This window comes from Microvirgula sp. AG722 (assembly GCF_003269145.1).
In the GTDB taxonomy this organism is placed as follows: domain Bacteria; phylum Pseudomonadota; class Gammaproteobacteria; order Burkholderiales; family Aquaspirillaceae; genus Microvirgula; species Microvirgula aerodenitrificans.
In genome coordinates, this window is sequence record NZ_QLTJ01000019.1 from 1 (window position 1) to 14,117 (window position 14,117).

Annotated in this window: 11 protein-coding genes and 1 pseudogene; 5 read left to right on the forward strand and 7 right to left on the reverse strand. The window is 65.3% G+C overall.

Annotated features, from left to right (window positions below):
• Positions 1 to 321, forward strand: a pseudogene (locus DFO50_RS16570) (acetyl-coenzyme A synthetase); the annotation flags it as partial.
• Between the two features lie 69 nt (positions 322 to 390).
• Here DFO50_RS16570 and ubiG read toward each other — a convergent pair.
• Entirely contained in the window at positions 391 to 1,092 is a 702-nt protein-coding gene (gene ubiG, locus DFO50_RS16575; RefSeq protein ID WP_028500694.1) for a bifunctional 2-polyprenyl-6-hydroxyphenol methylase/3-demethylubiquinol 3-O-methyltransferase UbiG, read from the reverse strand.
• Between the two features lie 28 nt (positions 1,093 to 1,120).
• Positions 1,121 to 2,434 carry a TRZ/ATZ family hydrolase gene (locus DFO50_RS16580; RefSeq protein WP_107888689.1) on the reverse strand — a complete coding sequence of 438 codons (1,314 nt, stop codon included), beginning with the start codon at positions 2,432 to 2,434 and terminating at the stop codon, positions 1,121 to 1,123.
• A gap of 96 nt (positions 2,435 to 2,530) precedes the next feature.
• Here DFO50_RS16580 and DFO50_RS16585 point away from each other — a divergent pair, with 96 nt between their 5' ends.
• The gene (locus tag DFO50_RS16585) at positions 2,531 to 2,962 is read left to right on the forward strand and encodes a DUF488 domain-containing protein (RefSeq protein WP_028500692.1); all 432 of its coding nucleotides are present in this window, start codon (positions 2,531 to 2,533) and stop codon (positions 2,960 to 2,962) included.
• Between the two features lie 6 nt (positions 2,963 to 2,968).
• On the opposite strand, the gene mnmC is transcribed toward DFO50_RS16585, so the two are convergent.
• Positions 2,969 to 4,855, reverse strand: coding sequence for a bifunctional tRNA (5-methylaminomethyl-2-thiouridine)(34)-methyltransferase MnmD/FAD-dependent 5-carboxymethylaminomethyl-2-thiouridine(34) oxidoreductase MnmC (gene mnmC, locus DFO50_RS16590; protein WP_112692892.1), 1,887 nt, complete (start codon positions 4,853 to 4,855; stop codon positions 2,969 to 2,971).
• Between the two features lie 400 nt (positions 4,856 to 5,255).
• Here mnmC and ppk2 point away from each other — a divergent pair, with 400 nt between their 5' ends.
• Positions 5,256 to 6,110, forward strand: a complete 855-nt coding sequence (ppk2, locus tag DFO50_RS16595; RefSeq protein ID WP_199489879.1) for a polyphosphate kinase 2 — start codon at positions 5,256 to 5,258, stop codon at positions 6,108 to 6,110.
• Positions 6,111 to 6,181: 71 nt separating this feature from the next.
• Here ppk2 and DFO50_RS16600 read toward each other — a convergent pair whose 3' ends face one another.
• Together DFO50_RS16600 and DFO50_RS16605 are read right to left on the reverse strand one after the other, a co-directional pair.
• Positions 6,182 to 7,495, reverse strand: a complete 1,314-nt coding sequence (locus tag DFO50_RS16600) for a sensor domain-containing diguanylate cyclase (protein WP_158537490.1) — start codon at positions 7,493 to 7,495, stop codon at positions 6,182 to 6,184.
• 166 nt (positions 7,496 to 7,661) lie between these two features.
• The gene (locus DFO50_RS16605) at positions 7,662 to 9,056 is read right to left on the reverse strand and encodes a sensor domain-containing diguanylate cyclase (RefSeq protein WP_028500688.1); all 1,395 of its coding nucleotides are present in this window, start codon (positions 9,054 to 9,056) and stop codon (positions 7,662 to 7,664) included.
• Between the two features lie 286 nt (positions 9,057 to 9,342).
• On the opposite strand from DFO50_RS16605, the gene DFO50_RS16610 reads away from it, so the two are divergent.
• Complete coding sequence (locus tag DFO50_RS16610; protein WP_028500687.1) at positions 9,343 to 10,983, forward strand: methyl-accepting chemotaxis protein; 1,641 nt, start codon at positions 9,343 to 9,345, stop codon at positions 10,981 to 10,983.
• Positions 10,984 to 11,033: 50 nt separating this feature from the next.
• Here DFO50_RS16610 and DFO50_RS16615 read toward each other — a convergent pair whose 3' ends face one another.
• A complete protein-coding gene (locus DFO50_RS16615; RefSeq protein WP_233495293.1) occupies positions 11,034 to 11,924 on the reverse strand; it encodes a LysR family transcriptional regulator in 891 nt (296 codons plus the stop codon).
• Between the two features lie 251 nt (positions 11,925 to 12,175).
• Here DFO50_RS16615 and DFO50_RS16620 point away from each other — a divergent pair, with 251 nt between their 5' ends.
• Positions 12,176 to 12,448, forward strand: a complete 273-nt coding sequence (locus DFO50_RS16620) for a cupin domain-containing protein (protein WP_233495294.1) — start codon at positions 12,176 to 12,178, stop codon at positions 12,446 to 12,448.
• Between the two features lie 90 nt (positions 12,449 to 12,538).
• On the opposite strand, the gene lysS is transcribed toward DFO50_RS16620, so the two are convergent.
• Complete coding sequence (gene lysS, locus DFO50_RS16625) at positions 12,539 to 14,050, reverse strand: lysine--tRNA ligase (RefSeq protein WP_028500684.1); 1,512 nt, start codon at positions 14,048 to 14,050, stop codon at positions 12,539 to 12,541.
• Positions 14,051 to 14,117: the final 67 nt, after the last annotated feature.

Here is a 14,117-nt window from a genome sequence, read left to right on the forward strand (position 1 = left end):
GTGGCCGAAGCCGCCGTGGTCGGCAAGCCGCACGAGGTCAAGGGTGAGGCCGTGGTGGCGTTCGTGGTGCTGAAGGGCCCGCGTCCGACCGGCGACGCCGCACGCCTGCTTGCCGTGGAACTGAAGAACTGGGTGTCGCACGAAATCGGCAAGATCGCCCGACCGGACGAGATCCGCTTTGGCGACGACCTGCCGAAGACCCGTTCCAGCAAGATCATGCGCCGCCTGCTGCGCTCGATCGCCAGGGGGGAGGAAATCACCCAGGACACGCCGACGCTGGTGAACGGCGAGGTGATCGCGCAGTTGCGCGAGGCGATGTAGTTCCGGTCGCCGAGATAAAAAAACACGACGACCAGTCCCTGGCGTCGTGTTTTTTCTGGCCCGTCAGATTCAACCCGGCTTGCGGCAGGCCATCAGGTAGTTGACCGAGGTCTCGTTATCGAGATGGTAGGTGCGGGTCAGCGGGTTGTAGCGCATGCCGCTGATATCGGCCAGTTCCAGTCCCGCGTTGCGTGCCATGCGCGTCAGTTCGGACGGCTTGATGAAACGCGCATAGTCGTGGGTGCCGCGCGGCAGCCAGTTCAGCACGTATTCGGCACCGACCACCGCCATCAGGTAGCTTTTCAGATTGCGGTTCAGGGTGGAGAAGAACACCCAGCCACCCGGTCGGGCCAGCGCGGCGCAGCTGCTGACCACGCTTTGCGGGTCAGGCACGTGTTCAAGCATTTCCATGCATACCACACGATCGAAGCTGGCCGGCTGTTCTGCCGCCAGCGCTTCGACCGCCACGCAGCGGTAGTCGATGGTCAGCCCCTGGTCGAGCGCGTGCAACTGCGCCACTTTCAGCGATTTCTTCGCCAGATCGACGCCGGTCACGGTCGCGCCGCGACGCGCCAGCGCTTCGGTCAGGATGCCGCCGCCGCAGCCGACGTCGACCACGCGCGCCGCATCCAGCGGCGCGTGGCGGTCGATATAGTCGGTCCGCAGCGGGTTGATCTGGTGCAGCGGCTTGAATTCACCGTCCAGATCCCACCATTTGTGGGCCATTTGGCTGAATTTGTCGATTTCGGTCTGGTCGACGTTCTGGCTCATGATTCCTGTCCTGTCAGTCTCCGCCGCCTCAGCGGGCGGCAATCTTGTTGCGCCAGGACTCGGCCACTGCCAGCAGGGCAGTATGGTCGAGCGTGGTCAGCGTGCGTGCGGCGAGCAGGTGGCGTCCGTCGACCCAGACGTCGCAGACCTGTTCGCGGCCGGCGGCGTACACTACATGCGAGATCGGATCGAAGGTCGGGGCGGTTTCCACCTGGGCCAGGTCGAGGGCGATGGCGTCGAAACGCTTGCCGACTTCGATCGAGCCGGTCTTTGCGCCCAGTCCCAGCGCCCGGGCGCCATTCAGTGTCGCCATGCGCAGTGCGGTGGCAGCCGGCACGGCGGTCGGGTCGAGGCTGCCGACCTTGGCCAGCAGCGCGGCCTGGCGGGTGTCGGACAGCATGTCGAGCTTGTTGTTCGACGCGGCGCCGTCAGTGCCGATGCCGACATTGACGCCGGCATCCAGCAGGCGCTGCACCGGGGCGATGCCGCTGGCGAGCTTCATGTTCGATGTCGGGTTGTGGGCGATATGGACGCCGCGGCGGGCAACCAGTTCGATCTCGTCGTCGCTCATGTGCACCATGTGTGCGGCGATCAGGCGCGGGCTGAGCAGCCCCAGCCGGTCGAGGCGCGCCAGAGGGCGCAACTGGTGCGCCTTCAGGCTGTCGTCGATCTCGCCGCGGGTTTCGTGGATGTGGCAGTGGATCAGCATGTCTTCCTGCTCCGCCAGCGTGACTACCTTGCGGAAGGTGTCGTCGCTGACGGTATACGGGGCATGCGGTGCCAGGGTAAACGTCACCAGTTCCTCGCCGATGAATTCGCGCCGCTCGGCCAGCGCCTTCTGCAGGTATTCGTCGGCGCTGCCTGCATACGGGGTCGGGAATTCGAGGATCGAGCAGCCGACAAAGGTGCGCAGGCCGGCGGCGAGGCCGGCGCGGGCGACCGCACCATGGAAGAAATACATGTCATTGATGGTGGTGGTGCCGGAGCGGATCATTTCCGCCATGGCCAGCAGCGTGCCGTCGTAGACGAAGTCGTCCTTGACGTGCTTGCCTTCTGCCGGCCAGATATGGTTTTGCAGCCAGTCCATCAGTGCCAGGTCGTCGGCATAACCGCGCAACAGCGTCATCGCCGAGTGGCCGTGCAGGTTCACCAGACCGGGCATCAGCACATGATTCGGCAGCGACACGGTATCGTCGGCGGTCCAGGCGGCGCGTTCGGCCGGCGGAACGATGGCGACGATGGCGCCGTCGCGGACGGCGATGCTGTGGCGTTCGAGTACGGTGGCGTGCGGCTCGACCGGAATGATCCAGCGGGCATCGATGAGCGTATCAGCGTGGGACATGGACTGGCCTTGGATGAAAGTTGCGGCGAGTGTAGGCGGGGTCGGCGGGGCAGGCAACCCGTGCCGGACCGCGAGCCGGGAAACGGGAGAGTGACAATGAGTGACTGTCATATCGTCAGTGCGCGGGTCTACGCGCCGGCGGACTGGCCGGCTGGCCATCGGGTGCTGGTCGACCGGCTGTGGCCGCGCGGTGTCCGCAAGGCGGCGCTGGAAGGTGTGGAGTGGAACAGGGCGGTGGCACCGTCGACCGGGCTGCGTCAGGCATGGCATGCCGGCGAGCTTGATCCGCGCGGCTTTGCGCTGGCCTACTGCAATGAGCTGGCTGCGGCGCCGGACGGCTGGCGGCCGCTGCTGGCCGGACTGGCGCGTGGCGAGACGCTGGTGTTGCTGACGGCCGTGCGCGATGTCGCGCACAGCCATGTTCCGGTGCTGGAGCAGTTTCTGCGCGCGCGCCTGGCAATGCCCGGTGATGCGCTGGCGTCGCCGGTCTGTTATGCGCCCGAACTGGACGGCAAGCGCCGCGACTGACCGCGCTCAGTCCGTGCCGGTTGCTGTCCGCCCCGCGCGCCAGGCGAAACGCGCCGGATCGCAGGCATCGACCAGGTCTTTTTCCACCGGCAGCGGTTCTCCGCAGATCTGGCTGGCGAGCAGTTCGCCGGCCAGTGCGCTCCAGGCCAGTCCGCGTGCGCCATAACCGAGCGCGCAGTACAGCCCGGGCTGGCGGGCGATGCGGTCCAGCCGGACGCTGGTGCGGGTGCCGGCAATGTCGACGGCGCCGACCAGCGGCAGGCGGTCGGGCGAGGTCGGGCGGTCACAGCCGCGGCCGTCCAGTTGCGCCGGATCGATGCCGGCCGAGGCGCCGGGCAGCATCGCCTCCAGCTTGGCCAGGTTCAGTGCATGCCATTGCGGCGCGGCCTCGCTGTCGGGCGGGGCCGCGGTCGCACCCAGCGCGCGCAGGCCGCGAAAGGCCGGGGTCAGGTAGGCATTGCGGCACAGGACGGTATCGGCCAGCGCCACGGCTGCGGCCGGCAGCAGGGTGACCACGCGCCGGCCGCGGGTCAGCGGCAGGTGGGCGGTCTGGGCCAGGGTCGAGGTCGCGGTGGCGATCACGACCACCGGTGCACGGGCCAGTTCGCTGCCCTGACTGTCACGGGCGATCCACTGGCCCTCGTCGTCCCGCGCCAGTGCGGCGACGTCGACGCCGGTGTGCACCCGGATCAGCTCCGGATGGCGGGCCAGGGCGGCAGCGCACCAGGCCGGCGGGTGGATCCAGGCGGCGGCCGGAAACCACCAGCCGCTGCTGGCGACGGGGGCTCCGGCGCGTGCGCTGGCGGCGTCGCGGTCCAGCCACTGCACGTAGTCGTCCGGGTAGCCGCTGTCGACGATGCGCCGCTGCAGCGCGGCCTGGGCTTCGTCGCGTGCCAGTTGCAGCACGCCGTCCTGATGCCAGTCGCGCAGTCCGGGCAGCGCTGCCAGATGGCGCAGGGTATACAGATAGCCGGCGCGGGCCAGTCTCGACTGCAGATTGTCATCGGCGCTGAGGACCGGCAGCAGCACGCCGGCGTGGTTGCCGGATGAGCGGGTGGCAATGGCGGCTTCCCGTTCCAGCACGGTGACCTGCCAGCCGCGCGATGCCAGTCGCTCGGCCGCCGCGGCCCCGGCCATGCCGGCGCCGATGACCAGCGCCTGCCGGGCAGGCCAGACCGGTGCACGCAGTGGCTCACGATGCAGGTAGGGGCCGGCGAGCATGTGCAGCTTGCCGCCATAGCCATCGTGGCGCACCACGGCAAAGCCGCAGGCGTTCAGCCCGCGGCGCACAAAGCCCGCTGCGGCATAGGTTGCCAGCGTTGCGTCCGGCCGTGCCAGCCGCGACAGGCTGCGGAACAGTTCCGGGGTCCACATGTCCGGATTCTTGGCCGGGGCGAACCCATCCAGATAGAAGGCGTTGAAACGCCCGGACAGGCGCGGCAGTTGCTCGGCGGCATCGCCGAATACCAGGGTCAGGGTGACGGCGCCGTCGTCGAAGTGCAGCCGGTGCATGCCGGCCGTCAGCGGTGGCCACTGGGCAAGCAGCCCGGCCGACAGGCCGGCGAAGTCCGGCCAGCGCGCATGCAGTCGCTGCAGGTCTTCGCGGCGGAACGGGAATTTCTCCACCGAGACAAAATGCAGGCGCGGGCAGCGCTGTGGATCGGCGCGCCAGGCGGCCCAGGTCACCAGGAAATTGAGGCCCAGTCCGAAGCCGGTCTCGAGGATGGAATAGGTATCGTGCCCGCGCCAGGCGGCGGGGAGGCCATTGCCGGTCAGATAGACATGACGCGCCTGCTCGGGGCCGCCATCTGCGGTGTGATAGACATCGTCGAACCGGGGCGAACACGGGGTGCCATCGGCGGCAAGGGACAGGGTGGCGGGCAGAATCGGCATGGCCGACATGATAACGGATGGGGTGCGGAGGTCGCAGGGAATGGCAGGGGTGGGCGGGGCTTGCCGCCGCTGCCCATTTGTGCTGCGGGCCGCCTGCCGGTCAGACCGGCATCATAGTCCCGGCAAGGGAAGGGAAATTGATCTGGGTCAAGTTATCCGGCTAATGCATGGCGCATTGTAATCAAGAGACAAGAAGACAATTGCCTGAGAGAGAGGAATGCTACAGATGACCGACAACACGAAACCGACCCCGGGCGCCGAGCCGGCAGCCGCGACCGACGACAGCAAGGCACCCGCGGCAGAAAAGAGCAGCAAGACCTCCTCGCGCAGCAGCGCTGCCAGCCGTGCCCATGAGCAGGCCGTGGCCGAGATTCAGGCCATCAGCGAGGGGGCGACGGCGATGCAGGTCGCCCTGGCGCCGCACGGCACCAGCGAAGACAGCACCTATGCACCGCTGCCGGCCGGTTACCCGTACCGTACCCGCCTGCGTCGTCCGGAGTACGAGCAGCGCAAGATCGAACTGCAGATCGAGCTGCTGAAAGTGCAGAGCTGGGTCAAGTCGACCGGCCAGCGCATCGTGATCCTGTTCGAAGGGCGTGACGCGGCCGGCAAGGGCGGCACCATCAAGCGTTACATGGAACATCTGAACCCGCGCGGCGCCCGCGTGGTGGCACTGGAAAAACCGACCGAGGTCGAACGCGGCCAGTGGTATTTCCAGCGTTATATCCAGAATCTGCCGACCTCGGGCGAAATCGTGTTCTTCGACCGCTCGTGGTACAACCGCGCCGGCGTCGAACGGGTGATGGGCTTCTGCTCGCCGACCGAATATCTCGAATTCCTGCGCCAGACGCCGGAACTGGAACGCATGCTGGTCAACAGTGGCCTGCACCTGTTCAAGTACTGGTTCTCGGTCAGCCGCGAAGAGCAGCTGCGCCGCTTCATTTCGCGCCGTGACGACCCGCTCAAGCACTGGAAGCTGTCGCCGATCGACATCCAGTCGCTCGACAAGTGGGATGAGTACACCATGGCGAAGAAGGCGATGTTCTTCCATACCGACACCGCCGCCGCCCCGTGGACCGTGATCAAGTCGGATGACAAGAAGCGTGCACGCCTCAACTGCATCCGCCATTTCCTGTCGGTGCTCGACTATCCGGACAAGGACCACAGCGTGGTCGGCCATGGCGCCGATCCATTGCTGGTCGGCAATGCCACCTCGATGCTGGAAGCCGAAGAAACGCGCATCGACGCCTTCTGACGACTCCCCGCATGACCGCATGGGCCGGGCCGGGAAAGCCCGGCCCATGTTTTTTCCGACCCGCGGCGCGGTCAGAGAATGCGGCATGCCACCCGGTTTCGCCCCTGCCGCTTGGCGTCGTACAGGGCATGGTCGGCCTCGTCGATCAGTGTCGTCTCCCCTGCCGCCTGGGGATCACTCCGCCGGCAACCCAGCCCGATGCTGACGGTGACGACCAGCCTTTCCCGTCCTGCCGGGGACGCGGCCGGAATGCCCCGGGCCATGATGGCGTTTCGCAGCCGTTCGGCTGCCTGGCGCGCCTCGTTCGCGTCGGTGTCCGGCAGGATGACGGCGAACTCCTCGCCGCCATAGCGTGCGACGATATCACTGCTGCGGGCACTGTCCTGCAGACAGGCTGCGACCTGACGAAGACAGTCGTCTCCGGCCGGGTGCCCATAGGTATCGTTGTACCGTTTGAAGAAATCGATATCGATCATCAGCAGCGACAGGGGCCGGCGCGTGTGTGCCATCAGCTGCTGTTCGTGGGCCAGCGCCGTGTCGAAATAGCGCCGTGAGTACAGGCCGGTCAGCCCGTCACGGATCGAGATCTGATAGGCGCTCTGGTACAGCGTCTTCAGTTGCCTCTGCATGCGCAGCACTTCAAACAGCAGCGCACCGAGCAGGGTGGCGGAAGCGGTCAGTTCAAACAGGCGCGACAGATACCAGCCGGCCGTGAAGCGCAATGCACTGGAGAAATTGACCGTCAGGTACAGCAGGTAAGCCAGGCAGCTGAAAGCCAGCCAGCAATCGAAGCTGCGTCGCAGCCGGGTGACCAGCAGCACGCTGAGCAGGGCGCATGCCCAGCAGGCCAGAATGAACAGGCCGGGCCAGCCCCGGGCCAGCGATGCATAGCTGCCCTGCCCGTCCTGCAGCAGGGGCAGATTTGACGCCAGGCCGTTGACGAGCGCGCAGGCACAACCGACAAGCAGGACCGGCACGAAGGCGACAAGGGCGACCCGGCAGTGGATCTCGCCCCTGGCTGCCGTCCGCGCCGGCCATTTCCGCCACAGCAGCATGGCCAGCAGGATCAGCAGGGCGTGGCCGGCGAGCTTGGCCACCCACAGCCAGCCCAGTGCCGGGGCCAGCCGGGCGAAGTGGTCATCGCTGGTGAGTACGCCGGGCAGACTGACCAGCAGAACCAGCGTCAGCAGGGACGAATAGGCGAAGGCAATGGATATCAGGGCATCCGGGTCATTGCGTTCCATATGAAACTGCAGCAGCACCAGATAGGCAATGATGGCGTTCAGCGTGGCCTGCGCGCTGGAAAAAACCGGCACCAGCAGCGGGACGCGCGGCGCCGGCTGGCTGGCGTGGGGCAGAACCAGAACGGCCGCCAGGATCAGCATTGCCGCGCAGAGTGAGGCAAAGAGCCGGTGAGGTCGGATATTTCCAACGGAATGAAGTTCAATCATCTGGGGCCGCGGCGTCTTGATGCAATAGCGAATGACGCCATTGTCCTGCCTCCCATGCCGGCAGCCGGGGGGAGACATCAGATGTCTCCGGCGCGTACCGCTACCCGTCAGTCCTTTCTGCCGCGCAGACGACCCGGTTGCGCCCCTGCCGCTTGGCTTCGTACAGCGCGTCGTCCGCCTCGCCGATCAGGGTTTGCATGGTCTTTCTGGGTTCTGCCCCGGGCGGCTGGTGGCTCAGGCCGATGCTGACGGTGACGACCGGCTCGTTCGCGTCGGCCGGCCGGACTGACGGAATGCCCAGCGCCATGATCTGGCTGCGCAGTCGCTCGGCGGTCTGGCATGCAAGCTCCCTGCCGGTGTCCGGCAGGATGACGACGAACTCTTCGCCGCCATAGCGCGCGACGATGTCACTGCCCCGGAAACCGTCGAGCAGGCTGGCGGCAACCCGACGGATGCAGTCGTCGCCGGCCAGATGACCGTGGGTGTCATTGTACTGCTTGAAATAATCGATATCGACCATCAGCAGTGACAGCGGGCGGCGGGAGCGTTCGGCGGCGGCCAGCTCGCGTGCCAGCGCGGTGTCGAAGTAACGGCGCGAGTACAAGCCGGTCAGCCCGTCGCGAATCGATGCCTGATAGGCATTGCTGTACAGTTTTTTCAGCCGTTGCTGCATGCGCAGCACTTCGAACAGCAGGGCGCCGAGCAGCGTGGCGGCAGCGGCCAGTTCAAAGAAGCGCGAGGTGTACCAGCCAATGGTAAAGCGGGAGGCACTAGTGAAATTGACTATCAGGTAAAGGATGTAGGAATAGGCGCTGAATGCCAGCCAGCAGTCGAAACCGCGCTGCAGGCGGGTGACCAGCAGGATGCCCAGCAGTGCCAGGGTCCAGCAGGCGAGCATGAAATAGCCGGCCCTGCCGTGTGCCAGGCCGGAATAGCTGCCGCTGGCGTCCATCAGGCCGGGCAGCAGATCCCGGTTGTAGCCGAGGAAGGCATAGACCATGACGGCCAGCACCACCGGCATGATGGCGAAAACGGCGGTCTGATAGCCGACGCTGCGTTCACTGGCCAGCAGAGCCGGCCGGCCTTTCAGCACCAGCATCGCCAGCAGGATCAGCAATGCGTGACCGCTGAGTCTGGCCACCCACAGCCAGATTGCGATCGGCGCGAAGCGCTCGAAATTGCCGCCTTCGGTGAATACGCCGGGCAGGCTGACGATCTGTATCGCCGACAGCAGGGCCGAAAATGCGAACCCGATCGAGATCAGGGCGGTCGGATACTTGCGATCGGCATAGAACTGCAGCACTACCAGGTAGGCAATGACGGCATTCAGCGTGGCCTGCACACTGGAAAAGACCGGCACCAGCAGGGCCACCCGCTCGGCGGGCAGGTCGGCATAGGGCAGGAGGGCGAGGGCGACAACGGTCATGACAGCGGCGGTCAGACCGGCGAGGAAACGACTGAGGCGGGTGTATCTGGCAGAGAAGGTGGTGGTCATCAATGAGCTGCAAGAGGTCTTTGCTGTGGACATATTGTCTTGTTGTCCGACGGGTTTGCCGGGACAGGCGAAGGCCTCTTCCGGCGGGATGCCGGGGAGTGGAGGGCCTGCTGCGTTTCTGCGAGTTTCCTCTGTATTCGTCTTGCGCTGCCAATACTGTAGCAGCTTGCCGGCAGCCCGTTCCGGACCCTGTCAAAAACAAAGGTAAGGTGTAATGACCTATTTTTATGGGCTTATTCCCATGGAATGCGTTATAACCCTGTGATTTGGGCGCTGGGGAAATACGATGCAAGTGAACCGGGGGCTGACGCTGAAAAAGCGCCTGTATGCGATGCTCGTCTGCATGTTGCTGGGTCTGGCCGCCTATGGCGCCTATTCGGTTTACCAGCTGCGACAACACATTCTGGAAGAGAAAAAACGCACATTGCATGCCCTGGTCGACTCGTCGTTCGGTGTGATCCAGCAGCAATACGACCTGTTCAAGGCCGGCAAACTGACCGAAGCGCAGGCACAGCAGCTGGCCAAGGATAATCTGCGCAAGAGCCGTTACAACGGCGGCAGTGATTATTTCTTCATCTACGATTTCAATGGCGTCAACGTGATGCACGCGTCCAAGCCCGAACGCGAGGGCAAGAATTTCATGGACTCGGCCGACCCGACCGGCAAGCAGTACATCAAGGAATGGATCCGGCTGCTGCAGCGCGACAAGGAAGCCTATATCGGCTACCTGTTCCCGAAGAAGGGCTCGCAGACCCCGGTCGAGAAAGTCTCCTACGCCAGGGCCTTTGAACCGTGGGGCTGGTGGCTGGGAACCGGCGTGTATATCGAGGACGTGGACAGCAGCTTCCGCCAGGCCGCACTGGAGTCGCTGGGCTTCCTGCTGGTGATCGGCCTGCTGCTGGGCATTATCGGCTGGAGCGTGAACCGCAGTGTCCAGCGGCAGATTGGCGGCGAGCCGGCGGCGGCGGCCGACCTGGTGGAAGACTTCGCCAGTGGCAACCTGACCCGCAGCATCGTGTCCAGCAGCGATCTGCCCGGCAACCTGCTGAAGACCCTCGGCAGCATGCAGACCAAGCTTGGCGAGATCGTGCGCAATATCCGCAGCTGCACCGAGCAGCTTGCCCAGCAGTCGGGCGAGCTGTCGGCATCATCCAGCGGCATCAGCCAGGCCGCACGCAGTCAGGCAGAGTCCAGTGCGGCGACCGCGGCGTCGATCGAGGAACTGACGGTCAGCATCAACGAGGTGACCGCCATCGCCCACGCCACCGAGGACAATTCGCGCAAGACCGTCGAGCTGGCCGGGAAGGGCGACAGCGTGGTGCGCCAGGTGACCCAGCAGATCGAGAACATCGCGGCATCGGTGACCGACTCCACCGAGCGCATCAACTCGCTGGTGGGACGCTCGCAGGAAGTCGGCCAGATCACGCTGGTGATCAAGGAGATCGCCGACCAGACCAACCTGCTGGCACTGAACGCGGCGATCGAAGCTGCCCGGGCCGGCGAGCAGGGCCGCGGCTTTGCCGTGGTCGCCGACGAAGTGCGGCGGCTGGCCGAACGCACCACGACTGCAACGGCGGAGATCTCCGCCATGATCGACGCGATCCAGGCCGATACGCTGTCGGCGGTACAGTCGATGGAAAGCACCATGCCGCGCGTGCGGCAGGGGCAGGAACTGGTACGCCAGGCCACCGACGTGCTGGAGGACATCCAGGTCCAGGCCGAGGATTCGCTGGTCAAGGCGCGCGACGTGGCCAGCGCCAACCAGGCACAGGCGACCACTGCCAGCGGCATTGCCGAACGCATGGCCGGCATGGCGTCGCTGACCGAGCAGACCAATGCGGCCGCACGCGGCAATGCCGAAGCCGCCGAGCAGCTGCAGGCGCTGTCCGGCACCCTGCGTGAAGCGGTGAATTACTTCAAGGTGTGAGCCGGGGGGCGCTTGCCGGTGTTTCTCCGGCCCCGCCCGCCTGCCCCCGCTCAATCGCGGTAACGCAGGGCATCGACCAGCACCGAGAACGCCGGTGAGGGCTGGCGGCGGCTCGGGTAATACAGATGGTAGCCCGGAAAGGTGGGGCACCAGTCATCGAGCACGCGCTGCAGCCGGCCAGCGGCGCAGTGCCCGAGCACCATGTCCTCCGGCAGATAGGCAAGGCCGAAACCGGCCAGCGCCGCGTTGAGAATGGGCGGGCTGCTGTTGAAAACCAGCTGGCCGTCGACCCGGACTTTCAGTTCGCGCCCGTCCTTTTCGAACTCCCAGGCATAGAGACCGCCGTAGGTTGGCAGCCGCAGGCCGATGCAGGCATGCGTCGCCAGCGCCTGCGGGCTGGTCGGCTGCGGATGGGTCGAAAAGTAGGCCGGGGTGCCGACTACGGTCATGCGCACATCCGGGCTGATGCGCACCGCGATCATGTCCCTGGCCACCTGTTCGCCGAGGCGGATGCCGGCGTCGAAGCGTTCGGCCGCGATATCGGTCAGGCCGTAGTCGATGTTCACCTCCACCCTGATGTCCGGGTAGTCCGGCAGAAACGCGGCCAGCCTCGGCCAGAGCACGGTGCTGGCCGCATGTTCGGCCGCGGTGATGCGCAGGGTGCCGGCCGGCTTCTCGCGCAACTCGCTCAGTGCCGCCAGTTCGGCCCCGATTTCGTCGAAATGCGGCCCGACGGTGGACAGCAGCCGCTGACCGGCTTCGGTCGGGGATACGCTGCGCGTGGTGCGGGTCAGCAGGCGCAAGCCGAGGCTTTCTTCCAGCCCGCGCACGGTATGGCTCAGGGCTGATTGCGATATGCCGAGCTTCGCCGCCGCCCGGGTAAAGCTGCGCTCGCGCGCCACCGCCAGGAAGGCCTGGAGGTCGTTGATGTCGTTGCGCACTATTGATGATTCCTTTTCATGGGCGCTTGCAGATTATGCCGTCTAATCAGGTAATGCCAGGGCTGATACATTCCCGGCATCGACCGTCGCTATGGGTGACGGCCATCCCGGCAGAGGAGTCATGGCAAATGGACATTCAACGAAACGGATCGCAGGCTGCGATCAGGGGGCCGGCAGGCTGTTTCACCGGCAGTGTGCGCATTGATTTGCTGCTCGAGCCAACCGGTCCGGCGCGGACGGTAAGTGCCAGCGTGAGCTTCGGGCCCGGCGCCCGCACTGCATGGCATACCCACCCGCTGGGCCAGACGCTGATCGTGACCGCCGGCTGTGGCCGGGTACAGCGCGACGGCGGTCCGGTCGAAGAGATCCGGCCAGGAGATGTGGTCTGGATTCCGGCCGGCGAAAAGCACTGGCATGGCGCGGCGCCGACCACGGCCATGACCCATATCGCAATTCAGGAGCAGCTCGACGGCAAGAGCGCCGACTGGCTGGAACCGGTCAGCGAGGCGCAGTACCCGGCCTGACCGCTTCCGGCTGCTTCTCGTCAGCAGGACGCAAGACAATAAAAAGCCCCGCCGGGTTCAGGAACCTGGCGGGGCTTCCGTGACCAGCCCTTACTCCGGCCGCATGTGCGGGAACAGGATCACGTCGCGGATCGACGGGGCGTCGGTCAGCAGCATGACCAGGCGGTCGATACCGATGCCGCAGCCACCGGTCGGCGGCAGGCCGTATTCCATGGCGCGGATGTAGTCAGCGTCGTAGTGCATGGCTTCGTCGTCGCCGGCGTCCTTCTGTGCAACCTGCGACATGAAGCGGGCGGCCTGATCTTCCGGATCGTTCAGCTCCGAGTAGCCGTTCGCATGTTCGCGGCCGACGATAAACAGCTCGAAGCGTTCGGTGATGGCCGGATCGGCATCGGAGCCGCGTGCCAGCGGCGACACTTCAACCGGGTAGTCGATGATGAAGGTCGGGTTCCACAGCTTGCCTTCAGCGCATTCCTCGAACAGCGCCAGTTGCAGGCTGCCGAGCCCCGGTGCCGGCGGCAGCTTGCCGCCGAGGCGCTTGATCTCGCCGGCGACCCAGGTCGCGTCGCCAAGCTGGGCATCGGTGTATTCCGGGTTGTAGTGCTTGATCGCGCCGACGATGGTGAAGCGGTCGAACGGCTTGCCGAGGTCGACTTCCTTGCCATTGTAGGTGACCAGCGTGCTGCCGCAGGCGACTTCGGCGCAGGCACGAATGATCTTCTCGGTCATCTCCATCATGCGTTCATAGCCGCAATAGGCTTCGTAAAACTCGATCATGGTGAACTCGGGGTTGTGGCGCGTGCTCATCCCCTCGTTGCGGAAGTTGCGGTTGATCTCGAACACGCGTTCCAGCCCGCCGACCACCAGCCGCTTCAGATACAGCTCCGGCGCGATGCGCAGGTACAGCGGCATGTCGAGTGCATTGTGGTGGGTGACGAACGGCTTGGCGGCAGCGCCACCCGGAATCGGGTGCATCATCGGCGTTTCGACCTCGAGATAGCCTTCGGCCACCATGGTGTCGCGCACGCTCTGCACGATTTTCGAGCGCTTGATGAAGGTGTCGCGCGAAGCATCGCTCATGATCAGGTCGGCGTAGCGCTGACGGTACTTCTGTTCCTGGTCGGCCAGGCCGTGGAACTTGTCCGGCAGCGGGCGGATCGACTTCGACAGCAGGCGCAGCTCGGTCACTTCGATAGACAGCTCGCCGGTGCGGGTCTTCATCAGGATGCCGCGTGCGCCGAGGATATCGCCAAGGTCCCAGGTCTTGAATGCGGCGTACACCTCATCGCCGATATTGTCGCGGCTGATGTAGAACTGGATGCGGGCCGAACCGTCGCGGACGGTGGCGAAGCTGGCCTTGCCCATCACGCGCTTCAGCATCATCCGGCCGGCGACGACGACTTCCACCTTCTCGGCTTCGAGCGCTTCCTTGTCGGTCTCGCCGTAGCGGGCGTGCAGGTCGGCTGCCATGTGGCTGCGACGGAAGTCGTTCGGGAAGGCGATGCCGTGCTTGCGGATTTCCGCCAGCTTCTGGCGTCGTTCGGCCATGATCTGGTTTTCGTCCTGGGCGACTTGCCCGCTGCTGATGTCTTGTTCGGACATGATGGGTGTGACTCCTGTAGGAAAGCGGTGAATGTCTGACTTGTCTGGAAAAAAACAGGGCCGCAGT